Annotated in this window: 20 protein-coding genes; 8 read left to right on the top strand and 12 right to left on the bottom strand. The window is 60.6% G+C overall.

Features of this window, described 5'->3' with window-relative positions; all coding sequences use genetic code 11:
* Positions 1–98: 98 nt before the first annotated feature.
* The 3 genes from dapE to KI231_RS05820 all read left to right on the top strand — a co-directional run bounded on the left by dapE (position 99) and on the right by KI231_RS05820 (position 2,512).
* Positions 99–1,250, top strand: a complete 1,152-nt coding sequence (dapE, locus tag KI231_RS05830; protein WP_122843241.1) for a succinyl-diaminopimelate desuccinylase — start codon at positions 99–101, stop codon at positions 1,248–1,250.
* A complete protein-coding gene (locus tag KI231_RS05825; protein WP_213027689.1) occupies positions 1,250–2,059 on the top strand; it encodes a putative RNA methyltransferase in 810 nt (269 codons plus the stop codon). Before dapE ends, KI231_RS05825 begins: the two co-directional genes overlap by 1 nt.
* 75 nt (positions 2,060–2,134) lie before the next feature.
* The gene (locus tag KI231_RS05820) at positions 2,135–2,512 is read left to right on the top strand and encodes a hypothetical protein (protein WP_103303048.1); all 378 of its coding nucleotides are present in this window, start codon (positions 2,135–2,137) and stop codon (positions 2,510–2,512) included.
* A gap of 111 nt (positions 2,513–2,623) precedes the next feature.
* Here the strand turns inward: KI231_RS05820 and KI231_RS05815 are convergent, their stop codons facing one another.
* Entirely contained in the window at positions 2,624–2,833 is a 210-nt protein-coding gene (locus tag KI231_RS05815) for a cold-shock protein (protein ID WP_007908870.1), read from the bottom strand.
* A gap of 238 nt (positions 2,834–3,071) precedes the next feature.
* On the opposite strand from KI231_RS05815, the gene plsB reads away from it, so the two are divergent.
* The 3 genes from plsB (at position 3,072) to KI231_RS05800 (ending at position 6,797) form a co-directional block, all read left to right on the top strand.
* Positions 3,072–5,576: a glycerol-3-phosphate 1-O-acyltransferase PlsB gene (gene plsB, locus KI231_RS05810; protein ID WP_213027688.1), complete on the top strand. Its 2,505-nt coding sequence runs from the start codon at positions 3,072–3,074 to the stop codon at positions 5,574–5,576.
* Positions 5,577–5,681: 105 nt separating this feature from the next.
* On the top strand, positions 5,682–6,080 hold the full coding sequence (locus KI231_RS05805) for a YbaY family lipoprotein (protein WP_213027687.1): 399 nt from the start codon (positions 5,682–5,684) through the stop codon (positions 6,078–6,080).
* A 27-nt stretch (positions 6,081–6,107) separates the two neighbouring features.
* On the top strand, positions 6,108–6,797 hold the full coding sequence (locus tag KI231_RS05800) for a DUF4197 domain-containing protein (RefSeq protein WP_213027686.1): 690 nt from the start codon (positions 6,108–6,110) through the stop codon (positions 6,795–6,797).
* Here the strand turns inward: KI231_RS05800 and KI231_RS05795 are convergent.
* The 3 genes from KI231_RS05795 to KI231_RS05785 all read right to left on the bottom strand — a co-directional run bounded on the left by KI231_RS05795 (position 6,794) and on the right by KI231_RS05785 (position 13,295).
* On the bottom strand, positions 6,794–8,182 hold the full coding sequence (locus tag KI231_RS05795) for a Fic family protein (RefSeq protein ID WP_213028752.1): 1,389 nt from the start codon (positions 8,180–8,182) through the stop codon (positions 6,794–6,796). The two genes, KI231_RS05800 and KI231_RS05795, sit on opposite strands and share 4 nt — an antisense overlap.
* A gap of 937 nt (positions 8,183–9,119) precedes the next feature.
* Positions 9,120–12,188 carry an efflux RND transporter permease subunit gene (locus KI231_RS05790; RefSeq protein WP_213027685.1) on the bottom strand — a complete coding sequence of 1,023 codons (3,069 nt, stop codon included), beginning with the start codon at positions 12,186–12,188 and terminating at the stop codon, positions 9,120–9,122.
* A 6-nt stretch (positions 12,189–12,194) separates the two neighbouring features.
* Entirely contained in the window at positions 12,195–13,295 is a 1,101-nt protein-coding gene (locus KI231_RS05785; protein ID WP_213027684.1) for an efflux RND transporter periplasmic adaptor subunit, read from the bottom strand.
* 94 nt (positions 13,296–13,389) lie between these two features.
* Between KI231_RS05785 and KI231_RS05780 the strand changes: the two genes are divergently transcribed.
* The gene (locus tag KI231_RS05780; protein WP_213027683.1) at positions 13,390–14,025 is read left to right on the top strand and encodes a TetR/AcrR family transcriptional regulator; all 636 of its coding nucleotides are present in this window, start codon (positions 13,390–13,392) and stop codon (positions 14,023–14,025) included.
* 131 nt (positions 14,026–14,156) lie between these two features.
* Here the strand turns inward: KI231_RS05780 and KI231_RS05775 are convergent, their stop codons facing one another.
* On the bottom strand, positions 14,157–14,939 hold the full coding sequence (locus KI231_RS05775; protein WP_502937277.1) for a class I SAM-dependent methyltransferase: 783 nt from the start codon (positions 14,937–14,939) through the stop codon (positions 14,157–14,159).
* A gap of 93 nt (positions 14,940–15,032) precedes the next feature.
* On the opposite strand from KI231_RS05775, the gene KI231_RS05770 reads away from it, so the two are divergent.
* Positions 15,033–15,653, top strand: a complete 621-nt coding sequence (locus KI231_RS05770) for an energy transducer TonB (RefSeq protein ID WP_213027682.1) — start codon at positions 15,033–15,035, stop codon at positions 15,651–15,653.
* Between the two features lie 3 nt (positions 15,654–15,656).
* Here the strand turns inward: KI231_RS05770 and KI231_RS05765 are convergent, their stop codons facing one another.
* The 7 genes from KI231_RS05765 to ppc all read right to left on the bottom strand — a co-directional run bounded on the left by KI231_RS05765 (position 15,657) and on the right by ppc (position 23,055).
* Positions 15,657–16,349: an extensin-like domain-containing protein gene (locus KI231_RS05765; RefSeq protein ID WP_213027681.1), complete on the bottom strand. Its 693-nt coding sequence runs from the start codon at positions 16,347–16,349 to the stop codon at positions 15,657–15,659.
* Positions 16,350–16,351: 2 nt separating this feature from the next.
* A complete protein-coding gene (locus KI231_RS05760) occupies positions 16,352–17,188 on the bottom strand; it encodes an isocitrate lyase/PEP mutase family protein (protein ID WP_213027680.1) in 837 nt (278 codons plus the stop codon).
* Positions 17,189–17,221: 33 nt separating this feature from the next.
* Positions 17,222–18,082, bottom strand: a complete 861-nt coding sequence (locus KI231_RS05755; protein ID WP_213027679.1) for a DUF72 domain-containing protein — start codon at positions 18,080–18,082, stop codon at positions 17,222–17,224.
* Positions 18,082–18,390 carry a hypothetical protein gene (locus KI231_RS05750; protein ID WP_103303061.1) on the bottom strand — a complete coding sequence of 103 codons (309 nt, stop codon included), beginning with the start codon at positions 18,388–18,390 and terminating at the stop codon, positions 18,082–18,084. Before KI231_RS05750 ends, KI231_RS05755 begins: the two co-directional genes overlap by 1 nt.
* A 316-nt stretch (positions 18,391–18,706) precedes the next feature.
* Complete coding sequence (gene tsaB / locus KI231_RS05745; protein ID WP_103303062.1) at positions 18,707–19,381, bottom strand: tRNA (adenosine(37)-N6)-threonylcarbamoyltransferase complex dimerization subunit type 1 TsaB; 675 nt, start codon at positions 19,379–19,381, stop codon at positions 18,707–18,709.
* Between the two features lie 94 nt (positions 19,382–19,475).
* The gene (gene adk / locus KI231_RS05740) at positions 19,476–20,123 is read right to left on the bottom strand and encodes an adenylate kinase (protein ID WP_103303063.1); all 648 of its coding nucleotides are present in this window, start codon (positions 20,121–20,123) and stop codon (positions 19,476–19,478) included.
* 301 nt (positions 20,124–20,424) lie between these two features.
* Positions 20,425–23,055 carry a phosphoenolpyruvate carboxylase gene (ppc, locus tag KI231_RS05735; protein WP_213027678.1) on the bottom strand — a complete coding sequence of 877 codons (2,631 nt, stop codon included), beginning with the start codon at positions 23,053–23,055 and terminating at the stop codon, positions 20,425–20,427.
* Positions 23,056–23,062 lie beyond the last annotated feature (7 nt).

Raw genomic sequence — 23,062 nt, 5'->3', positions numbered from 1 at the left:
TGTAACAATCACCAACTATGTTGACTGACACACCGCATTCGCGAGCAGGCTCGCTCCCACATTGGTCCCTGCTCAAATTCATGATCCCGGAGTTTTCCATGACGGCCCACGCCGACCTTTCGCCGACCCTCCAACTCGCCATCGATCTGATCCGCCGTCCGTCCGTAACGCCGGTCGATGCCGATTGCCAGAAGCAGATGATGCAGCGCCTGGGCGATGCCGGTTTCACCCTCGAACCGATGCGCATCGAGGATGTGGATAACTTCTGGGCCACACACGGCAACAACGACGGCCCGGTGCTGTGCTTCGCCGGCCACACCGACGTGGTGCCGACCGGTCCGGTAACGGCGTGGCAGATCGACCCGTTCAACGCGGTGATTGATGAACACGGCATGCTCTGCGGTCGTGGCGCGGCGGACATGAAAGGCAGCCTGGCGTCGATGACCGTTGCCGCCGAACGCTTTGTCACCGACTACCCGAACCACAAGGGCAAGGTCGCGTTCCTGATCACCAGCGACGAAGAAGGCCCGGCGCATCACGGCACCAAGGCTGTGGTTGAACGCCTGGCCGCGCGCAACGAGCGTCTGGACTGGTGCATCGTCGGCGAACCGTCGAGCACCACTTTGGTTGGCGACGTTGTGAAAAACGGCCGCCGTGGCTCGCTCGGCGCCAAGCTCACCGTCAAAGGCATTCAGGGCCACGTCGCCTACCCGCACCTGGCGAAAAACCCGATCCACCTTGCTGCTCCGGCGCTGGCCGAACTGGCCGCAGAGCATTGGGATCACGGCAACGATTTCTTCCCGCCGACCAGTTTCCAGATTTCCAACGTCAATTCCGGCACCGGCGCGACCAACGTGATTCCGGGTGATCTGGTGGCGGTGTTCAACTTCCGCTTCTCCACCGAATCGACCGTCGAAGGCCTGCAGAAACGTGTCGCCGACATCCTCGACAAGCACGATCTGGACTGGCACATCGACTGGGCGCTGTCCGGCCTGCCGTTCCTCACCGAGCCGGGCGCGCTGCTCGACGCCGTGTCGGCGAGCATCAAGGACATCACCGGTCGCGAGACCAAGGCGTCGACCAGCGGCGGTACCTCCGATGGCCGTTTCATCGCGACCATGGGCACGCAAGTGGTTGAACTGGGCCCGGTCAACGCGACTATCCACCAGGTCAACGAACGCGTATTGGCGGCCGATCTCGACGTGCTGACCGAGATCTACTACCAGACCCTGATCAAGTTGCTCGCCTGATGCTTGCTTGCCCCATTTGCAGTGAACCGCTGAACACAGTGGACAACGGCGTGGTCTGCCCCGCCGGCCATCGCTTCGATCGTGCGCGGCAGGGTTATCTGAACCTGCTGCCGGTGCAGCACAAGAACAGCCGCGACCCTGGCGACAACCAGGCCATGGTCGAGGCGCGCCGTGACTTTTTGAACGCCGGCCATTACGCGCCGGTGGCCAAGCGTCTGGCCGAACTGGCGGCGAGCTATGCGCCAGATCGCTGGGTCGACATCGGTTGTGGCGAGGGTTATTACACCGCGCAAATCGCTGAGGCCCTGCCGGATGCCGACGGCTACGCGCTGGACATCTCGCGTGAAGCGGTCAAACGCGCCTGCAAGCGCAACCCGGCGCTGACCTGGTTGATCGCCAGCATGGCTCGCGTGCCATTGGCGTCGGGCAGTTGCCAGTTTCTCGCCAGCGTTTTCAGTCCTTTGGACTGGGAAGAAGCCAAGCGTCTGCTCAGCGTTGGCGGCGGGCTGATGAAAGTCGGCCCGACCAGCGGCCACCTGATGGAATTGCGCGAACGCCTGTACGACGAAGTGCGCGAATACACCGACGACAAGCATCTGGCCCTGGTACCCGAAGGCATGGCGTTGGCGCACAGTGAAACCCTGGAATTCAAACTGACGCTGGACAAGCCCGAGGACCGCGCCAACCTGTTGGCGATGACACCTCACGGCTGGCGTGCCAGTGCCGAGCGTCGCGCGGCGGTGATCGAGCAGGCCGAGCCGTTCGAGACCACCGTGTCGATGCGCTACGATTATTTCGTTCTTCAATAACTTTTGGTCTCGGGCCAATGCCCGGGGCCGGCTAAATCCGCGAATGGATTTTTCAGACCCGCAGTGAGGACATCCATGCGCCAACCGGATATCGAGATTTACCTGAAAGACGCCGACGTCGACCACAAGGCCATTTCGGCCTGGCTGGGCGAAGCGTTGGGCCCATGCAGCGACTGGGTGCAGAAAGGCCAGACCTACAAGTGCAAGGCCGGCAACGTGCCGGTGACCTGGCTGCCGAAAGCCGTCGGCAAGTGGAACAGCCTGTATCTGGAAAGCGACCAGACGCCTTGGGACGACGACATCGCCTGCGCTCGCGCAGCCTTTGCTGCGCTGAACGTCGAAGTGCGTTGTGCGCCGGGGACGTGGGTCGAGGAAGAAGGCGAAGAGACAGCAGATCGCTGGATTCGCATCAGCGAAGACGGTGAAGAAGAGATCACCTGGAAAACCGCCTGATACTGATCGTTCCCACGCTCCGCGTGGGAATGCAGCCCGGGACGCTCTGCGTCCCAATGCGGACGCGGAGCGTCCATTGAGGCATTCCCACGCAGAGCGTGGGAACGATCATCACAGACCTACAACATCCTCAGCCTGCAAACCCTTCTCGCCGGTGATCACCGCGTACTCGACCTGCTGACCTTCCGTCAGTGACCGATGCCCTTCGCCACGAATCGCGCGGTAGTGCACGAACACGTCCACCCCGTCCTCGCGCTGAATGAAGCCATAGCCCTTGGCGTCGTTGAACCACTTCACGTTGCCGGTTTCACGTGTTGCCATCTGTTCATACTCCTTTTTTATTATTGAACAGGCTTTTCGCAGGAAAGCCTTTGAGGAACGTCAGCCTGCGTCCGACGTCCATAAAAGGGCCCCGGCGGCAGATCGCCGAGTATATGACAGGCGGCAAAACTCTCAACAGGAGATTACTTCGCCGCTTTTTTGCCGATTTTCGATGAATCCGGCACACTAGCCACCGCCCGAGCACCTGCTCGGTTTTATCCACTCACGCAGAAGCCGTATGACCCGTTCCCCGTTCCGCCGTCTTGTGTTTGGCACCTTGCGCCGACTGTTGTATCTCTGGGTTCGCTCCGAGACGATCAACCAGTCGTCGTTCACCCTCAACCTCGACCGCAGTCGTCCGGTGTTCTACGTCCTGCAAAATCCATCGCTGACCGATCTGGCGGTGGTCGATACCGAGTGCACCAAGGCCGGCCTGCCGCGTCCGGTGCTGCCGGTGTCAGTGGGTTCGCTGATCGAGCCCGCCGCATTCTTCTATCTGACCCCGGACCCGGACTGGCTCGGCCGTCAGGACAAACGCGGTGCGCCGCCGACCCTGACGCGGCTGGTCAGCGCGCTCACGCAGAACGCTGCCGAAGACGCACAGATCATTCCGGTCAGCGTGTTCTGGGGCCAATCGCCGGACAGTGAAAACAGTCCCTGGAAATTGTTGTTCGCCGACAGCTGGGCCGTCACCGGCCGTCTGCGTCGCCTGCTGAGCATCATCGTCCTCGGGCGTAAAACCCGCGTGCAATTCTCCGCGCCGATCCACCTGCGCGAGCTGATCGAACACAACAAGGGCCACGAACGCACCGTGCGCATGGCCCAGCGCATCCTGCGCGTACACTTCCGCAATCTGAAAGCGGCAGTGATCGGTCCGGACATTTCCCACCGCCGCAACCTGGTCAAAGGCCTGCTCAACCAGCCGCTGGTCAAGCAAGCGATCCTCGACGAAGCCGAGCGCGAAAACATCTCGCCGGAAAAAGCCAAAGCCCAGGCCCTGCGCTACGGCAACGAGATCGCCTCGGACTACACCTACACCGCGATCCGCTTCCTTGAAGTGGTGCTGAGCTGGTTCTGGAACAAAATCTACGACGGCATCAAGGTCAACCACATCGAAGGCGTGCAAAAGGTCGCCCAGGGTCACGAAGTGATCTACGTGCCGTGCCACCGCAGCCACATCGACTACCTGCTGCTCTCGTATTTGCTGTTCCGCAACGGCTTGACCCCGCCGCACATCGCCGCCGGGATCAACCTGAACATGCCGGTGATTGGCAGCCTGCTGCGCCGTGGCGGCGCGTTCTTCATGCGCCGCACGTTCAAGGGCAACCCGCTGTACACCTCGGTGTTCAACGAATACCTGCACACCCTGTTCACCAAAGGTTTTCCGGTCGAGTACTTCGTCGAGGGCGGCCGCTCGCGCACCGGGCGCATGCTGCAACCGAAAACCGGGATGCTCGCCATTACCATGCGCAGCTTCCTGCGTTCGTCGCGGATGCCGATCGTGTTTGTGCCGGTGTACATCGGCTATGAGCGCGTACTTGAAGGTCGCACCTACCTCGGCGAACTGCGTGGCGCGAGCAAGAAGAAAGAGTCGATCTTCGACATCTTCAAAGTCATCGGCGCGCTCAAACAGCGCTTCGGTCAGGTCGCGGTGAACTTCGGCGAGCCGATCAAACTGGCGGAGTTCCTCGACGCCGAACAACCGGACTGGCGCCAGCAGGAACTTGGCCCGCAGTACAAACCGGCGTGGCTCAACGAGACCACCAACCGCCTCGGCGAAAAAGTCGCGCAGCATCTGAACGAAGCGGCGGCGATCAACCCGGTCAACCTGGTGGCCCTGGCGCTGCTGTCGACCAGCCGTCTGGCGCTGGATGATCGGGCGATGGCGCGGGTACTGGATCTGTATCTGGCCCTGCTGCGCAAGGTCCCGTACTCGCCGCACACCACATTGCCGGAAGGCGATGGTCGCGCGCTGATCGAGCATGTGAAGGACATGGATCTGCTGTCCGAACAAAACGATGCGCTGGGCAAGATTCTCTATCTGGACGAGCAAAATGCCGTCCTGATGACCTACTACCGCAACAACGTGCTGCACATTTTCGCCCTGCCATCGCTGCTGGCGAGCTTCTTCCAGAGCACCTCGCGCATGAGCCGCGAACAGATCCTGCGCTACACCCGCGCGCTGTATCCGTACTTGCAGTCGGAGCTGTTCATCCGCTGGAGCCTCGACGAACTCGACGCGGTGGTCGATCAATGGCTGGAAGCGTTCGTCGAACAAGGCCTGCTGCGGTTCGAGAAAGACGTGTACCTGCGTCCGGCACCGAGCTCGCGGCATTTCGTGCTGCTGACCCTGCTGTCGAAGAGCATTGCGCAGACCCTGCAACGTTTCTACATGACCGTCTCGCTGCTGCTCAACGCCGGCCAGAACAGCGTCAGCGCCGAAGAACTGGAAGACCTGTGCACGGTCATGGCCCAGCGCCTGTCGATCCTCCACGGCCTGAATGCCCCGGAGTTCTTCGACAAGAGCCTGTTCCGCCACTTCATCCAGACCCTGCTCGACCTCGACGTGCTGCGTCGCGACGAGGCCGGCAAACTGAGCTACCACGAACTGCTCGGCGAACTGGCAGAAGGCGCGGCCAAACGTGTGTTGCCGGCGGAGATTCGTTTGTCGATCCGTCAGGTCGCGCTGCATCGCAGTGAAGATGCGGCCGATCAACCGGCCATACAGCCCGAAGCCTTATGAAAACCTGTAGGAGTGAGCCTGCTCGCGAAAACGCTGGGTCAGACAACAGAGATGTTGAACCGCCATCGCGAGCAGGCTCACTCCTACATTGAAAGGAGATTTGCCATGAAAAAACTGACCGTTCTCGCTGCCGCTGCCCTGCTCAGCGCCTGCCAATCGACCACCCCCGCCGGCAAAACCAGCCTCGATGGTGAAGTGTTCTATCTGCAACGCATCGCCCTGCCACCGAGCGCGACCCTGAGCGTAAGCCTGCAAGACGTTTCGCTGGCCGACGCACCAGCCGTCGTACTCGACGAACAGAAAGGCCCGGTCAAAGGCCAGGTGCCACTGCCGTTCCACTTGAGCTACGATCCGGCACAGGTCAAACCCAGCCACCGCTACTCGGTCAGCGCGCGTATTGAGGTCAATGGTGAGTTGATGTTCATCACCACCGAAAACCACGCCGTGCAACTCGACGGCAACGATCCGCAGCCGCTGAAAATCCGCGTCGACGCCGTTCGTTAATTCATTTTCTGCAACAAGGAAGCCGCCATGCTCCGCCCTACCCTCCGCTTCGCCGGCCTCTGCGCGGGCCTGATGATCTCTGCCAACGTGCTGGCGCTGTCGCTCAGCGACCTGTCGCAACAAGACGCCACCGGCGGTCTCAAGGACGCCCTGACCCAAGGCGCGCAACTGGCCGTCAAACAACTGGGCACCCCGGGTGGCTTCAGCAACAACCCTGAGGTGAAGATCGAACTGCCGGGCAAACTCGGTAAAGCCGCCAGCAAAATGAAAGCCTTCGGCATGGGCGCCCAGGTCGAAGAACTGGAAACCGCGATGAACAAGGCTGCGGAAACCGCCGTGACCCAGGCCCAGCCGATCCTCGTCGACGCCGTGAAAAAAATGAGCGTGGCCGACGCCAAAGGCATCCTCAGCGGCGGCAGCGATTCGGCCACCCAATACCTCGACAAATCCAGCCGCGAACAGATCCGCGCCAAGTTCCTGCCCATCGTCAAACAAGCCACGGACAAGGTCGGCGTAGCGCAGAAATACAACGCCTTCGCCGGCCAGGCCGCGACCTTTGGTGTGGTGGACGCGAAGAGCGCCAACGTCGAAAACTACGTGACCGAACAAGCGCTCAACGGCTTGTTCGAAATGATCGGCAAACAGGAAGAAACCCTTCGCAAAAACCCGGCCGCTGCGGCGACGAGTCTGGCGAAGAAGGTGTTTGGCACCCTTTAAGCCGACTCCGAACGGGAGCGAGATCGCTCGCTCCCGTTTTTCAATTCATTGGCAATGTGCAAGAAGAACACCCACTCGGAGCCCATTTTTCTCTTCTCGAAAATCTGCAACTCGACCAGCCCGTTGAGCGTCGACATCGCTGAATTGCAAGAGCAGCCAAGATGCTCCATCACATTGCCTGCCGTAAACTCCTTCGCCACGCCGTTCTTGGCAGCCTGATACAGCGACCGCTGCGGCTCCGTCAGCCGCTCAAAGAATCCCGCCCTCGTCAGCCACCGCTCGAAGTCCTCGCTGAACGCCACGCTCTTGCGCCATGCCTCATCAAAACGGCTCACCGCCCGCACGATCACCGAACACTGGAACTCGATGAAGTAGGTCAGATCCAGCTCATCCGCCTCGGTATGCAGATATGAACGTCCATACTTCACCGGTGCATTACGCAACAACAGACTGATCGCAATGTAGCGAAACGCCGCGAACTCGTTCTTGAACATGAACCAATAAAACAACGCCCTCGCGACCCGGCCATTACCGTCACGAAACGGATGCTCATAGCCCAAGGCAAAGTGCAGCGTGATCGCCTTGATCAGCGGATGCAGATAGGCCTTATGGTGAGGTAACTCATGGGCAAGATTGATCCACTGCGAAAGCCGCTCCAGCCGCAAGACCAGCCCGGTGGCAGGGGGCGGCCGATGCACAGTGTTGCCTGCACCGTCCTGAACAACCACTTCATCATTCGCCCTGAACATACCGGGAGAATACTGCTCGTCATCAATCCCCTCGACGCCAACCCGATGCATCGCGCTGATCAACTCGACACTCAAAGGTTCGTAGCGTTTTTCCCAAGCGAAATTCATCATCCGGTAGTTACCCATGACCATACGCTCGTCCGGCGTACGCGGCTGGCGCTGACGCTTGAGCATGTCCTTGGCCACACGCGTGGTCGTCGCAGCACCTTCCAGCTGACTGCTGGCGATCGCTTCGTCCTCAATCAGATCATTCAGCAAATAACTGAAATGCGCCCGCTCGCCGATCTGACTGGTCATGTAGTCCAGCGCGGCACTGGTCGTCTGCCGATCCACAATCGAAAGGGTTCTCTGCGCCAACGGCGTTAGCAAATACTTGCCCCACTGCACCGGCTCTCCCAACGGCAGCAAATCGACGTACTGCGCAACCCGCGCCTTCTTGACAAGAGCCCAACACAAATTGACATCCAGCCCCGCCGCCCAGCGATAGCGCAACGCTTCAAAGGGCAGATAACGCCCTTGATCATCGAGCGGCTTGAGCAACGCGAGATAATCCGCCAAACGTTGCTTGTGAGGCGGACGCACCAATAAGTCGAAGACCCGGTCAGTTCTGCCTTTCAATGCTGGCGGCTTTTTCATCAAGACAAACTCAGGAACGCTGGAAAGCAGAGGCTGGAGTACAGCATCCGAGGCGCCGAGGCTCAATATCGGAGGTTTCTGAAAAAGATGTAGGAAGTGACGGAGGCAGAACGGGCCAAGGGTATTCAGATAGAAATGGAGCGGCTGGCAGGCCGCCATCGCTGGCAAGCCAGCTCCCACAATTTGGATTGGGTTCGTTCAGATAGAAATAGGGCGGCTGGCGGGCCGTCATCGCTGGCAAGCCAGCTCCCACAATTTAGATTGGATTCGTTCAGATAGAAATGGGGCGGCTGGCGGGCCGTCATCGCTGGCAAGCCAGCTCCCACAATTTGGATCGGGTGCGTTCAGATAGAAATGGGGCGGCTGGCGGGCCGTCATCGCTGGCAAGCCAGCTCCCACAATTTGGATTGGGTGCGTTCAGATAGAAATGGGGCGGCTGTCAGGCCGTCATCGCGAGCAGGCTCACTCCTACAGTTGGATTGCGCACATCTGCGAGCAACAGGTCGGCTGTCAGGCCGCCATCGCGAGCAGGCTTCCTCCCACAGAAGAGCAAGAGCAGATCGCTTCTGCTCTAACCACTCAACAGGATGAGCGTTAGCTCGGCTGCGGCTTTTGATCTTAGAGCCCGTCGGCAGGCTGAGTGGAGGGATTGATCCGGGGGGGGAGCGCAGCGACCGTTCGACGAAGTCGAACACATCGAGAGGAGGTGCAGCGAAGCAAACCGGAGGCGATGCCCCCGGATCAATCCCGTAACGAAGGGACCCGAGCCACAGCGAGGGCCGAACGTCAGGGCAAAGCCTTTTGGGTTACCTTTTCGGCGTTTGGAAAAGGTGACTCGCTGTAAGAGCGAAACCGCCAGCGACAACACCCGCAGAAACGGATATTCACCCAAAACCCAAGAACCTGGTCGGCCCGAAGGCCGCCAAGCCCAAAAAAATCAAGCCTCCCGCCGAACCCTGAACCAAGCCGCATACAAAGCAGGCAAAAACAACAGCGTCAGCGCAGTCGCAACAATCAACCCCCCCATGATCGCCACCGCCATAGGCCCAAAAAACACACTGCGCGACAACGGAATCATCGCCAGAACCGCCGCCAGAGCCGTCAACACAATCGGCCGAAAACGCCGCACCGTAGCCTCGATAATCGCCTGCCAAGGCTTGAGCCCAGAAGCAATATCCTGCTCGATCTGATCCACCAGAATCACCGAATTACGCATGATCATCCCGGACAACGCGATCGTCCCCAACATCGCCACAAACCCGAACGGCTGCCGGAACACCATCAAAAACAACGTCACCCCGATCAACCCCAACGGCGCCGTCAAAAACACCATCGCCGTACGCGAAAAACTGCGCAACTGCACCATCAAAAGCGTCAGCACCACGACAATGAACATCGGCACCCCGGCATTCACCGACTTCTGCCCGCGCTCCGAATCCTCCACCGTGCCGCCGACATCCAGCAGATAACCATCCGGCAACTCAGCGCGAATCGAATCCAGCGTTGGCATGATCTGCTTGACCAGCGTCGCCGGCTGCTCCTTGCCATAAATGTCCGCCCGCACAGTCACGTTCGGCAGACGATTACGGTGCCAGATAATGCCTTCCTCAAAGCCGTATTCCAGCGTGGCAATCTGCGACAACGCCACACTGCGACCGTTATCCGTCGGCACCGCCAGACTCGGCAACAACGACAGTTCAGTACGCTCATGCACCGTGCCGCGCAGCAGAATCTCGATCAACTCATTGTCTTCGCGGTACTGACTGACGCTGGACCCGGTCAACGAACTCTGCAGGAATTTCGCCAGATTCGCAGTGCTCACGCCAAGCGCCCGGGCGCGATCCTGATCAATGTTCAGGTAGACAACCTTGCTCGGCTCCTCCCAATCCAGATGCACGTTAACCACATGCGGATTCTCGCGAACCTTGGCCGCAACCTTGCGCGCCAAAGCACGGACTTCCTCGATGTGCTCGCCAGTGACACGGAACTGCACCGGATAGCCAACCGGCGGACCGTTTTCCAAGCGCGTGACCCGCGAGCGCAGCGCCGGGAATTGTTCGTTGAGGGTGTCGATCAGCCAGCTGCGCAAGGCTTCACGCTCCTCGATGTTTTTCGCCAGCACCACAAATTGCGCAAAGCTCGCTGCGGGCAACTGCTGATCGAGCGGCAGATAAAAACGCGGCGAGCCCGTACCGACATACGCCACATAATTGTCGATACCGGCGTGCTCCTTGAGCATCGCTTCAAGTCGCTTGACCTCAGCCGTGGTGTTCGCCAACGAAGCACCTTCAGCCAGTTTCAGATCAACCATCAGTTCCAGCCGATTCGAAGCCGGGAAGAACTGCTGAGGCACGAAGCGGAACAACATCACCGAGGCGACAAACAGCCCGACTGTCAGCAAGATCACGGTCTTGCGATGCGCTACGCACCACTCGACCAAACGACGAACCCGCTGATAGAACGGCGTGCCGTAAGGGTCCGGCTGACCACCAGCCGTGCCGTGTTTGGCCGCATGAATTTTCGCCAGATCCGGCAGGAGCTTTTCCCCCAGGTACGGCACGAACATCACCGCCGCCACCCATGACGCGAGCAGCGCGATGGTCACTACCTGAAAGATCGACCGGGTGTATTCGCCGGTGCCCGACTGCGCCGTGGCAATCGGCAGAAAGCCTGCGGCGGTGATCAGCGTTCCGGTGAGCATCGGAAACGCCGTGCTGGTCCAGGCATAGCTCGCCGCGCGGATCCGGTCGAAGCCCTGCTCCATTTTGATCGCCATCATTTCCACGGCAATGATCGCGTCGTCCACCAGCAGCCCCAGCGCCAGCACCAACGCGCCAAGGGAAATCTTGTGCAGGCCGATGCCGAGGTAATACATGCAGGCGAAGGTCATCGCCAGCACCAGCGGAATCGTCAGCGCGACGACCATGCCGGTGCGCACGCCGAGGGAGAAAAAACTCACCAGCAACACAATCGCCAACGCTTCGACCAGCACCTGGACGAACTCGCCAACCCCGGTTTTCACCGCCGCAGGCTGATCGGAGACCTTGCGCAACTGCATGCCGGCCGGAAGGTTTTTCTGGATGCGCGAAAACTCGCCTTCCAGCGCTTTACCCAACACCAGAATGTCACCGCCGTCCTTCATCGCCACGGCCAGACCGATCGCGTCTTCGCCCATGAAACGCATGCGCGGCGCCGGTGGATCATTGAAACCGCGACGCACGTCGGCGACATCGGAGATGCGGAACGTACGATCGCCGACCCGGATCGGAAAGTTTTTTATCTCATCGACTGTCTGAAAATTCCCCGAAACCCGTAGCTGCAATCGCTCGCTGCTGGTTTCGAAGAAGCCGGCAGTGGATACCGCGTTCTGCTCTTCCAGCGCCTGCTGCACCGCCGCCAGCGGCAAGCCGAGGGTGGCGAGTTTGACGTTGGACAGTTCGACCCAGATCTTTTCGTCCTGCAAACCGAGCAGATCGACCTTGCCGACATCCTTGACCCGTTGCAGCTGAATCTGGATGCGATCGGCGTAATCCTTGAGCACGGCGTAGTCGAAACCGTCGCCGGTCAACGCGTAGATATTGCCGAACGTGGTGCCGAATTCATCGTTGAAGAATGGTCCCTGAATGCCCGGCGGCAAGGTCTGGCGGATGTCGCCGACTTTCTTGCGCACCTGATACCAGAGGTCGGGGATTTCCTTGGAATGCATCGAATCGCGGGCAATAAAGGTGACCTGCGATTCACCGGGACGCGAGAACGAAACAATACGTTCGTACTCACCGGTTTCCATCAGCTTCTTTTCGATACGCTCGGTGACCTGGCGCGAAACTTCCTGCGCGGTCGCACCCGGCCAGCGGGTCTGGATGACCATGGCCTTGAAGGTGAATGGCGGGTCTTCACTCTGACCCAGTTTGGTGTAGGACAACGCACCGACGATCGCCAGCAAAAGCATCACGAACAGTACGATCTGGCGATTACGCAACGCCCATTCGGAAAGGTTGAAGCGCATCGGGACTTACTCCTTGTCCGCCAGATTGACCACACGGTTGGAGCGATCCACGGGACGCACCTGCTGCCCTTCGAGCAGCACATGCACACCTGCGGCGACCACCCAATCGCTGGCGTTCAAACCTTCGAGCACCGGCACGGTTTTCTCGCCGAACGGGCCGACGCGCACGGGCGTTTTCTTCAGCGTGTTGTTGGCGTTGACGACCCAGACGTAGGTCGCGCCGTTTTCAGCGGTCAGCGCCGACAGTGGAACGGACAGCGGCACGACATCGGCAGACTGCACGAACACCCGGGCGCTCTGGCCGAGCTCGGCCGGGACTTTGCCGCTGGTGAAAGAGATGCGTGCGGCGAAGGTGCGAGAGCGCGGATCGGCGGCGGGAGACAGCTCGCGGATCTGCCCGGCAAAACGCTGGTTCTGCTGCGTCCACAACTCGACCGTCACCGGCTGCCCGACCTTGAAGCGGCCAAAACTCTGCTCCGGCAGGCTGATCAACACTTCACGCTCGCCGTCTGTGGCGAGGGTGAATACAGTTTGCCCGGCCGCGACGACCTGGCCGACTTCCACCGAACGCTGGGCCACCACGCCATCCTGTGGCGCACGCAAAACCGCGTAACTGGCCTGATTGGTCGACACGTTGAATTCGGCTTTGATTTGCTTGAGACGGGCTTCGCCGGAGCGGTAGAGATTCTCGGCGTTGTCGTACGCGGAGCGGCTGACCATCTGCCGATCCATCAAGGTCTTGTAGCGATCACGCTCGGCGCGCACCAGATTCAGATTGGCTTCGGCAGCTGCGACTTGGGCGCGGGTGGCTTCCAGTTGCAGGCGCACATCCTGCGGATCGAGTTCGGCGAGTGGCTGATCGGCCTTCACGCGCTGGCCTTCGTCAACCAGTCGTCGGCTGACTTTGCCACCGATGCGGAACGCCAGACTCGGCTCGTAACGGGCGCGGACTTCGCCCGGATAACTTTCCATCGCCTGCGCCGAAGGCTCTGGCTGCACCACCATGGCCGGTCGCACGGCCACTTGCGTCACCTCTTCCTGACCGCATGCCGATAATAAAAATGCCAGACAGGCTGGCAACGCAAAGGACAACGCATGGCGGAACATGGTGACGGACCTTTCGCTAATGGTGCTTGGAATAATTATACTGGCCGGTATGTTATTAATAGCAAACTCACCAGTCCAGTATTAAAAGCGAAGAATGTCGAACAATCTTTCAGCTCCAAACGGCCCGGGCCGCCCCAAGGATCTGGCCAAGCGCCAGGCGATCCTCGACGCGGCGAAAATTCTTTTTCTGAGTCACGGCTATGCCAACACCAGCATGGACGCGGTCGCTGCCGAGGCCGGCGTGTCGAAGCTGACGGTCTACAGCCATTTCAACGACAAGGAGACGCTGTTTTCCGCCGCCGTGATGGCCAAATGCGAGGAGCAACTGCCACCGCTGTTCTTCGAATTGCCGGAAGGCATTGCCGTGGAAAATGTGTTGCTGAACATTGCGCGAGGCTTTCACCAACTGATCAACAGCGATGAGTCGGTGAATCTGCATCGTTTGATCATGGCGCTCGGCAGTCAGGATCCGAATCTGTCGCTGATCTTCTTTGAAGCGGGCCCGCAGCGCATGGTGCAGGGCATGGAGCGGCTGTTAACGCGCATCCACGAGACGGGCGCACTGAGCATCGACCTGCCGCGTAATGCGGCCGAGCATTTCTTCTGCCTGATCAAAGGCGCAGGGAATTTTCGCTTGTTGTATGGCTGCGGCGAGCCGCTGAGCGAAGAGGCTTCAGAGAGCCATGTGCGGGAAGTGGTGGAGTTGTTTATGCGGGCTTACAGACCCTAGTTTCTGCGGTGTCTGTACTGACGCCATCGCTGGCAAGCCAGCTCCCACAGGGATCAGAGTGCGATCACCAATTGTGTGCACACTACCAAAACCTGTGGGAGCTGCTTGCCAGCGATTGGCGCGACTCGGTCTCAAGGCTTGAGCGCTTTCTTCGGGTAGATGTCATACCGGCTGGATTTACCATCCAGCGCATGACTCGGCTTAGGCCCTTCAATACACGGCGCCTTGCGCGGGCGTTTGACCACCACACGATGGGTCGCCAATGCCAGTGCCGCTGCCAGCAGCGCCGGGGCATCCGGATCATCCCCGACCAGCGGCCGGAACAGGCGCATTTCCTTCTTCACCAGTGCGGTTTTTTCACGATGGGGGAACATCGGGTCGAGGTAGATCACCTGCGGCGGCTCGCCTTCCCAGTTGCGCATGACCTCGATGGAGTTGCCCTTGAGCAATTTCATCCGCGCCACGATCGGCGCCACATCGAAATCTTCCGCGCCACGCGCCAGACCATCCTCCAGCAACGCACCGATCAGCGGTTGGCGCTCGATCAGGCTCATCTCGCAACCAAGACTGGCCAGCACGAACGCATCCTTGCCCAATCCCGCCGTGGCATCCAGCACCCGCGGGCGCACGCCTTGGGCGATGCCGACAGCCTTGGCGATCATCTGCCCGCTACCGCCGCCGTACAACCGCCGATGCGCCGCGCCGCCCTCGACGAAGTCCACGCGTACCGGCCCCGGTGCATCCGGGCCGAGTTGCTGGAGCTGCAAACCCTGCTCACCGACCTGCAAGGCGAACTCGCCGTTGGCCACTTGCAACGGCAGACCCAGGCGTTCGGCCCACTGCTCGGCTTGCGCTTCAAACGTCGGGCCGAGGGCTTCGACATGGATGCGGCAGGCCGCGGGTTGCTCAATCATGGAAAACACGCTCAAAAAAGTTAAGGATCGGCAAAAACCGCCGATAACCCAATCAACGCGCATTTTGCCAGAGCTGAGCGTCAACCGAAAAAAATGTCAGGCATTCTTCCCACATCGATTGGCTACATTTCGCCCCATGGCGATTTCAGCCGTCAAAACACTCAAGCACTGAGCGGCGTCAGTCACCTGTGGCAGGATTTCTTTGCCCAGGCGCTGGCCGAACAGACGAGTGAAGTGGTGCCTGCCTGCGGCAAGTTTCCACCGGTTGACCTTAACAGCACTGAAGAGCCGACCGTGGGCAGCGAGTTGCACGCGCACATCATCGAGCAGCGCGAATGCAATGTCGTCGAAACCGAAGTGCGTCCGCCAGAGCCGTTGTTCCTGCCGATCGCCGAGTTCGAAACGGAGCTGCTGGACAAGCCGTTCCCACCGTTCCCGCCAGAAGAGCTCAAGGCTCAACAGTCGCAGCAGGATTTCGACAGCAGCTGGGTTCGCCCGATCGTGATGAACAACGGCCAACCGATTCCGGAACCGGGTGCTGCGCCGCAAAAGCGTCCGCTGTACCTGCCGATTGCCGAATTCGACCTCGATCTGCTGCAGAAGCCGTACCCGCCATTCCCGCCGGAAGAAATCGTCGAGCAGCAGAAAGCCCTGGACTTCGATAACGGCTGGGCGCGCCCGATCGTTTTGCAAAACCTGCGCATCGCCGCCTGACCCTCAGCGACACACGCTCCAGCGCCCGACATCGACATGAAAATGATTGCGATGGGCAGCGTTGTAATCCGGACTCAACACCACACTGAACGCCTCGCAGGCGCCGTCGCGCACCCTGCGGAGAAACTGCGCGTCCTGATTCTGCTTGGGCCAGTCCTTGAGCACGCTGATGGTTCGGCCATCCGCCAGCCGAAAGCCAGCGATATCCAACGCATCGGCACTGGCATGACGACTCAGTGCGCCGCTTTCGCGGTTGTAGATATTGCGGCAGGCGAAGCTGCCGAGGTGATCGAGGCGCACGACTTTCTCGCCGTAAACGGACTGTGCGGCGGGTTGCAGGGTATGGCGTTCGAACAGAGTGTAGGCGACTGCCAGCGGGCAACTGGCGAGGAAGCTGCTGCTGAGCGCCACTTCGCCGCCCTGCACGCGCAAGGCGCCGATCAGCGGACACTTGGCATCCGGGCTGTCGGACTGCGGCGTCACGCGCAACGCCGAGCTGCGCAGTGCCTGGGCGCAGAGTTCGGGGTCGCTGCGTAAACGCATCAGCTTGTAACCGGTCAGCCAGTTGGGCGACGCTTTCACATCCAGCGGCGCCCACGGATTCCACTGCGGCGGCACTTCCAGCCAGCCGCGCCAGACACTGACCATGGCAGCGCCAAACATCAGCAGAACGACCAGCGCAATCCACCGCGCCATGCTCAGCCTTTGAAAAACTGGTTGGCCTTGGCGTACGGCATCGACTTTGAAGTGAAGCCGAAAGTGCCGGACTGCTGAATTTCTTCGGCGGCGCGGAAGAACTCACCGAACGCCGCGAGCGCCAGCGCCGAACCGGTGCTAATGCGCCGTACGCCCATTTCCTCGAGTTGCTGCACGGTCAGCTTCAGCCCGCCGGACATCAACACGTTGACCGGTTTTGGCGCTACCGCGCGCACCACTGCCAGGACTTCTTCAGCACTGCGCAAACCTGGCGCATATAGCACGTCGGCCCCGGCCTCGGCGAAAGCCTGCAAGCGACGGATAGTGTCGTTGATGTCAGGATTGCCGTGCAGATAGTTCTCCGCGCGGGCGGTCAGCAGGAATGGAAATGGCAGCGTACGCACAGCGGCAACGGCCGCTTCGATGCGCGCCACGGCGTGTTCGAAGCAATAGATCGGCGCGTCTGCACGCCCCGTGGCGTCCTCGATCGAACCGCCCACCGCACCCGCCTCTGCTGCCCGCAGCAAACTCTTCGCGCACTCGGCCGGGTCATCGGCGAAACCGTTTTCCAGATCCACCGCCACCGGCAAATCGGTCGCCGCGACAATCGCGCGGACGTTGGCCAAGGTGTCATCGAGACTCAAGGCTCCATCGGCCTTGCCCTGGGAAAACGCATAACCGGCGCTGGTGGTCGCCAATGCCTGATACCCCAGACTGGCGAGCATCTTCGCCGAGCCGGCATCCCACGGATTGGGAATGACGAAAATCCCCGGGCGCTCATGCAGGGCTTTGAAGGCTTGGGCTTTACGGACTTGTTCTTGAAGGGCAGTGGCATCCATCGGCAGGCTCCCGGGCAGAAAAACGAGTTCGCCTCAGAGCAGGCCAAGTTGCTCCGCGGCGGGTTCTCTGTATAGCTCAGGCAGAGATGGCAGGCCAGGCAAACGTTGCATCAGTTGTGCGTGAAATCGTTGCGCCAGCTTCGCCGCCAACAGGTTGTCGGCGGTGTGCAGGAAGATGTAGGGCGTGCGGCCCTCTTCGATCCACTCGGCGATTTTCGCCACCCACGGCACCAGGAATGGATCGTTGGCTTCAAGCTCGGGATGACCGATGAAGCGCACTTGCGGGAACTGCGTGAACGCCGCCGGACGCGTCGGCACCCGCGGCTTTTTCGATTGTGCGTGGATCACCGAAGACTCGGTCGACAGGCAACTGAACAGCGCACGCGGATCGAGGCAGATACGCTCGACGCCACGGTCCAGCAGCAGGCGATTGAGCAGCCGCTCGCTCTCGCCCTTGGCGAAGAACTGTTCATGCCGCACTTCGACCGCCAACGGGTAATCCAGCGCATCGATGAACGCCGCCAGCTCCGGCAGCCGATGCGGCGTGAAGCTTTTCGACAGTTGCAGCCACAGCGGCGCTACACGCTCGCCGAGGGGTTTGAGCAATTGCACAAAGGTGTCGGCGGCGGTCAGTTGATCGCGCAAGTCGCCACTGTGGCTGATGTCACCGGGAAACTTGGCGGTAAAGCGAAAATGCGCAGGCATGATTTCGGCCCAACGCTGCACGGTGGCCGGCGAAGGACTGGCGTAGAAAGTGGTATTGCCTTCAACGGCGTTGAACACCTGGCAGTAGAGGCCCAGGAAGTCGGAGGTTTTGGCGTCTTGCGGGTACAGATACTCGCGCCAGGCGTTTTCGCTCCAGGACGGACAACCGAGGTAGTAAGGCAGATCCATCAGATGTACAGATCGAGGCCCAGCACGTCTGCATCCCAATCGACAAAACCGGCGGTGCTCAGGTAGCTGGCGAGGGCCATGGCTACGCTCTTTTTCATCGCGCGGTGATAAATCATGTCTTGCTGACGGGCAGGCAGATTGGACAGGCGTTGGGCAGAGGCTTTGGCAGCGCGGGCGGCCAGTTGCTCTTCAGTCGGGAATTCCACCTCGCCATCGATATCGTCGACGGATTCATCCAGCGCCGGATTGCCTTTGCGAGGCTTGCGCTTGATCGGGTAGGACTGAGAGGAGAGGCCGTCTATACGCATAAATTCATGCTCGGTATCGATGATGGCAATTTAGCGGCACTTGACCGACTTAGCAAACCGCCGAGTGATAACTAGAACACATAAAGCGCAAAAGGTTTAAAGCGCGGGGTTTGAAACTGACGATTGGCAGAATTTGGAAAAGGCATTTATTCAGGGAAAAGCTTGTGGAGGCTTTTTGTGGTGAGGGGATTCATCCCCGACCGGCTGCGCAGCATGCTGATAATGCAGTTTCACTGGAGGAATGCAGAGGGAGCGCTGCGCACTCCATCGGGGATAAATCCCCTCGCCACAAGTGAACAGCAAGGATCCGGGTGAATCAGCGGGCTTTGGGGGTGGCGACTTTGTCGCGCAGGTAAACCGGCTGCGCATCATCCGCGGGAATCGACTCGCCGCGCTCCCAGGCAAAACGCGCCAGGGTCAGCAAGTCTTCAGCGTGGGGCAGCATGCCGGCATCGGAGCCGGTCAGGTTGACGGCGATGCGTTCACCGTAGCCCCAACCAGTGCCCGCACCAAACCAGTCGCCGCTGGCATCGGTCGGCAGCGCGGCAACTTCCGGCGGCAACACCGCTTCGGCGCCGACCAGACGCATTTCGCCAGCCGTCTCGCGGTAGCAACCCCAATACACTTCATCCATGCGCGCATCGATCGCGGCCGCGACCTGACTCACGCCATGCTCACGAAATGCCCGCTGCGCGAGCACCGCCAGATTGGACACCGGCAACACCGGACGATCCAGCGCGAACGCCAGACCCTGCACCACACCAATGGCGATCCGCACACCCGTGAACGCGCCCGGGCCGCGACCGAAAGCAATCGCATCCACCGCTTGCAGCGTGGTGCCGGCGTCGGCCAGCAGTTGCTGGATCATCGGCAACAACTTCTGCGCATGCAGGCGCGGGATCACCTCGTAATGGCTCGTGACCTTGCCGTCATGCAGCAAAGCAACGGAGCAAGCTTCAGTCGCGGTGTCCAGGGCCAGCAAGGTACTCATCGATGTATCCAGAACAGGGTGGGGAAAAAAGTGCGTCAGTATAAACAACTACGGCCCGCAAGCGGGCCGTGGATGATGCAGCCGATCAGCTTTTTCAGCTCAGCGCTTCAAGCACCTTGGCGGTGATCGCTTCGACCGAACCGACGCCAGGAATGTGGCTGTACTTCGGCTTGCCGTTGGCAGCCGACAGCTTCTGGTAGAAATCCACCAGCGGCTTGGTCTGCGAGTGGTAGACCGACAGGCGATGACGCACGGTTTCTTCCGTGTCGTCCTTGCGCTGTACCAGCTCATCGCCGGTGATGTCGTCTTTGCCAGCGATTTTCGGCGGGTTGTAGACGATGTGGTAAACGCGGCCGCTGGCCTCGTGCACACGACGACCGGCGATACGCTGAACGATTTCTTCGTCTTCAACGGCGATTTCGACCACGGCGTCCAGCTCGACACCGGCAGTGACCAGTGCTTCAGCCTGCGGAATGGTGCGCGGGAAGCCGTCGAACAGGAAACCGTTGGCGCAGTCTGGCTGGGCGATACGATCCTGGACCAGTGCGATGATCAGGTCATCCGACACCAGGCCGCCGGCATCCATGATGCTCTTGGCTTGAACGCCCAGCGGAGTACCGGCCTTGACCGCTGCACGCAGCATGTCACCGGTGGAGATTTGCGGAATGCCGAATTTTTCGGTGATGAACTTAGCCTGAGTACCTTTACCGGCCCCGGGAGCTCCCAGCAGAATGACGCGCATTAGATGTGCTCCTCAATTTTTTTATAAAAAGCTTTTACAAAACAAAGGACTCGCCACTTGGGACGAATCCTGAAAAATACGGGTCGTGGCCGCACAAACGGCCAAAGGCTGATCAAGATACACAGCAGGCTGCGCCCACACAAGACGCCAAAAGTCGGAGAAACCGACGCCCGCCGAGCCCCCGCTACAAGGTGACCCAAGTCGCAACCCCATCATTAACTGTCGCCTTGCGGCACATTCCCCCTCAACGCGAAGCGGCACCCGAGGTTGACTGCGGGTGCCGCGCGCCACAGCAAAAACCTTAGCCGGTATTTCGCAAACCGGCGGCAATCCCCGCCACAGACACCAGCAGCGCCTGTTCCACGGGGCTGCCCTGCTCGACATTCTGCTGCCGCGAACGAGCCAGCAACTCGGCCTGCAATAGATGAAGCGGGTCGAGGTAGGTGTTGCGCAGACGGATGAATTCCAAGGTATCGGGGCTATGTGCCAGCAGTTGCGACTGACCGGTCAGGCCAAGCACCACCGTGCACGCCTGCGACAATAGGTCGCGTAAGTGCGCGCCCAACGGCAGCAACGCCGGCTCGACCAGACGTTGGTCATAAGACAGCGCAATATCGGCGTCTGCCTTGGCCAGCACCATTTCCAGCATGTCGATGCGCGTGCGGAAAAACGGCCACTGTTCGCGCATCTGCCCGAGCAGTTCGCCCTCCCCGCGCGCCAATGCCTTGCTCAACGCGGTTTCCCAGCCGAGCCAGGCGGGCAGCATCAGGCGCGTTTGCGTCCAGCCGAAAATCCACGGAATCGCCCGCAGGCTCTCGATGCCGCCGGCACGCCGCTTGGCGGGACGACTGCCGAGCGGTAAACGACCCAGCTCCTGCTCCGGCGTGGACTGGCGGAAATACTCGACGAACTGCGGATTTTCCCGCACCACCTGACGATAAGCGCTGACGCCGTCGGCGGCCAATTCGTCCATCAGATGACGCCACTCGGGCGTAGGCGGCGGTGGTGGCAGCAACGTCGCTTCAAGCACCGCCGCGAGGTAAAGATTGAGGTTTTGCTCGGCGATGTCCGGCAGGCCGAATTTGAATCGAATCATTTCCCCTTGCTCGGTGGTGCGGAACCGTCCTGCCACCGAACCCGGTGGCTGCGACAGGATCGCAGCGTGGGCCGGACCACCGCCACGCCCCACAGTGCCACCGCGACCGTGGAACAACAGCAGCTCGACTTGCTGCTCGCGGCAGATTTCCACCAGCCGTTCCTGCGCGCGGTATTGCGCCCATGCCGCTGCGGTCGTGCCGGCGTCCTTGGCCGAGTCGGAATAACCGATCATCACTTCCTGCGGGCCTTGCAGCCGCACGCGGTAACCCGGCAACAGCAACAGCCGCTCGATCACCGGGCCGGCGTTATCGAGGTCGGCGAGGGTTTCGAACAGCGGCACCACACGCATCGGCCGCAGTACACCGGCCTCTTTGAGCAGCAGCTGCACGGCCAGCACATCGGAAGCCGCGCCGGCCATGGAGATCACGTAGGAACCCAGCGAGGCACCCGGTGCGGCGGCGATTTCCTTGCAGGTGTTGAGCACTTCCGCCGTGTCGGCGGAGGGTTTGAAATGCGCTGGAAGCAATGGGCGACGATTGGCCAACTCTCGACTCAGAAAGGCAATGCGGGCGTCTTCGTCCCAGTCTTCGTAACGACCGAGGCCCAGATAATCGGTGATTTCCGTCATCGCCGCGCTGTGCCGCGATGAGTCCTGGCGCACATCGAGACGCACAAGGAACAAGCCGAACGTCACCGCCCGGCGCAGACAATCGAGCAGCGGCCCGTCAGCGATCACGCCCATGCCGCACTCGTGCAGCGAGTTGAAGCACAGCTCCAGCGGATCGAGCAGATCGCGATTGTTGTGCAATACATCGGCAGGCGCCGGCGTTGTCGCCGTCAATGAAGCATGCGCCCAGTTGCGCGTGGCGCGCAGGCGTTCACGCAATTGCTTGAGCACTGCGCGATACGGCTCGGCACTGTCGCCAGCCTTGGCTTTCAGCGCATCGCTGGCCTGTTGCATCGACAGTTCGGCGGCGAGGTGATCGACATCGCGAAGGTACAAATCGGCGGCCATCCAGCGCGCCAGCAACAGCACTTCGCGAGTCACCGCGGCGGTGACATTGGGATTGCCGTCACGGTCGCCGCCCATCCACGAGGCAAAGCGAATCGGTGCGGCCTCCAATGGCAAACGCAGGCCGGTCGCGGCATGCAGCGCTTGGTCGGCCTTGCGCATGTGGTTGGGAATCGCCTGCCACAGCGAATGCTCGATCACCGCAAAACCCCACTTGGCTTCGTCTACCGGCGTCGGTCGCGTGCGGCGAATTTCTTCGGTGTGCCAGGCTTCGGCGATCAGCCGTTGCAAGGTGTTCTGGATCTGCTCGCGTTCGGCCGTGGTCAGGTCGCGATGATCCTGTGCGGCAAGTTGCGCGGCGATCGCGTCGTACTTCTGGATCAGCGTGCGGCGCGCCACTTCGGTCGGGTGCGCGGTCAGCACCAGCTCGATTTCCAGTCGCGCCAGTTGCCGGGCCAACGACTCGGCGCTGTGGCCTTCGTTACGCAAGCGCGCAAGCAATTCCGGCAGGACACGGGATTCGAACGGCGCCGGCTGCGACTCTTCGCGACGATGGATCAATTGATACTGCTCGGCGATGTTCGCCAGATTCAAAAACTGGTTAAACGCCCGCGCCACCGGGAGCAATTCGTCTTCGCTCAATTGATTGAGGCTGGCGCTCAGTTCGGCGTCCATCGAGCCGCGGCGATCGGCCTTGGCGCCCTTGCGAATCTGCTCGATCTTGTCGAGAAAGTCCTCGCCGTACTGGTCTCGAATGGTGTTGCCCAGCAGCTCTCCGAGCAGGTGAACATCTTCGCGCAAGCGTGCATCAATATCGGTCATCAGCAGT

Origin of the sequence: Pseudomonas sp. Seg1, from assembly GCF_018326005.1 — a bacterium.
Lineage (GTDB): Bacteria > Pseudomonadota > Gammaproteobacteria > Pseudomonadales > Pseudomonadaceae > Aquipseudomonas.
This window is presented reverse-complemented; position numbering and strand designations above follow the sequence as displayed.

What these genes read in the sequence shown, in the direction of transcription:
- KI231_RS05805 (WP_213027687.1), top strand. Translation starts at nt 5,682, where the DNA reads ATGAAAAAACTGACCGTTCTCGCTGCCGCTGCCCTGCTCAGCGCCTGC.
- KI231_RS05825 (WP_213027689.1), top strand. Translation starts at nt 1,250, where the DNA reads ATGCTTGCTTGCCCCATTTGCAGTGAACCGCTGAACACAGTGGACAAC.
- KI231_RS05785 (WP_213027684.1), bottom strand. Translation starts at nt 13,295, where the DNA reads ATGTTCCGCCATGCGTTGTCCTTTGCGTTGCCAGCCTGTCTGGCATTT.
- KI231_RS05790 (WP_213027685.1), bottom strand. Translation starts at nt 12,188, where the DNA reads ATGCGCTTCAACCTTTCCGAATGGGCGTTGCGTAATCGCCAGATCGTA.
- KI231_RS05760 (WP_213027680.1), bottom strand. Translation starts at nt 17,188, where the DNA reads ATGGATGCCACTGCCCTTCAAGAACAAGTCCGTAAAGCCCAAGCCTTC.
- KI231_RS05800 (WP_213027686.1), top strand. Translation starts at nt 6,108, where the DNA reads ATGCTCCGCCCTACCCTCCGCTTCGCCGGCCTCTGCGCGGGCCTGATG.
- ppc (WP_213027678.1), bottom strand. Translation starts at nt 23,055, where the DNA reads ATGACCGATATTGATGCACGCTTGCGCGAAGATGTTCACCTGCTCGGA.
- adk (WP_103303063.1), bottom strand. Translation starts at nt 20,123, where the DNA reads ATGCGCGTCATTCTGCTGGGAGCTCCCGGGGCCGGTAAAGGTACTCAG.
- KI231_RS05820 (WP_103303048.1), top strand. Translation starts at nt 2,135, where the DNA reads ATGCGCCAACCGGATATCGAGATTTACCTGAAAGACGCCGACGTCGAC.
- KI231_RS05775 (WP_502937277.1), bottom strand. Translation starts at nt 14,939, where the DNA reads ATGATTGAGCAACCCGCGGCCTGCCGCATCCATGTCGAAGCCCTCGGC.
- KI231_RS05795 (WP_213028752.1), bottom strand. Translation starts at nt 8,182, where the DNA reads ATGAAAAAGCCGCCAGCATTGAAAGGCAGAACTGACCGGGTCTTCGAC.
- tsaB (WP_103303062.1), bottom strand. Translation starts at nt 19,381, where the DNA reads ATGAGTACCTTGCTGGCCCTGGACACCGCGACTGAAGCTTGCTCCGTT.
- KI231_RS05750 (WP_103303061.1), bottom strand. Translation starts at nt 18,390, where the DNA reads ATGCGTATAGACGGCCTCTCCTCTCAGTCCTACCCGATCAAGCGCAAG.
- KI231_RS05770 (WP_213027682.1), top strand. Translation starts at nt 15,033, where the DNA reads ATGTCAGGCATTCTTCCCACATCGATTGGCTACATTTCGCCCCATGGC.
- KI231_RS05765 (WP_213027681.1), bottom strand. Translation starts at nt 16,349, where the DNA reads ATGGCGCGGTGGATTGCGCTGGTCGTTCTGCTGATGTTTGGCGCTGCC.
- KI231_RS05815 (WP_007908870.1), bottom strand. Translation starts at nt 2,833, where the DNA reads ATGGCAACACGTGAAACCGGCAACGTGAAGTGGTTCAACGACGCCAAG.
- KI231_RS05780 (WP_213027683.1), top strand. Translation starts at nt 13,390, where the DNA reads ATGTCGAACAATCTTTCAGCTCCAAACGGCCCGGGCCGCCCCAAGGAT.
- dapE (WP_122843241.1), top strand. Translation starts at nt 99, where the DNA reads ATGACGGCCCACGCCGACCTTTCGCCGACCCTCCAACTCGCCATCGAT.
- KI231_RS05755 (WP_213027679.1), bottom strand. Translation starts at nt 18,082, where the DNA reads ATGGATCTGCCTTACTACCTCGGTTGTCCGTCCTGGAGCGAAAACGCC.
- plsB (WP_213027688.1), top strand. Translation starts at nt 3,072, where the DNA reads ATGACCCGTTCCCCGTTCCGCCGTCTTGTGTTTGGCACCTTGCGCCGA.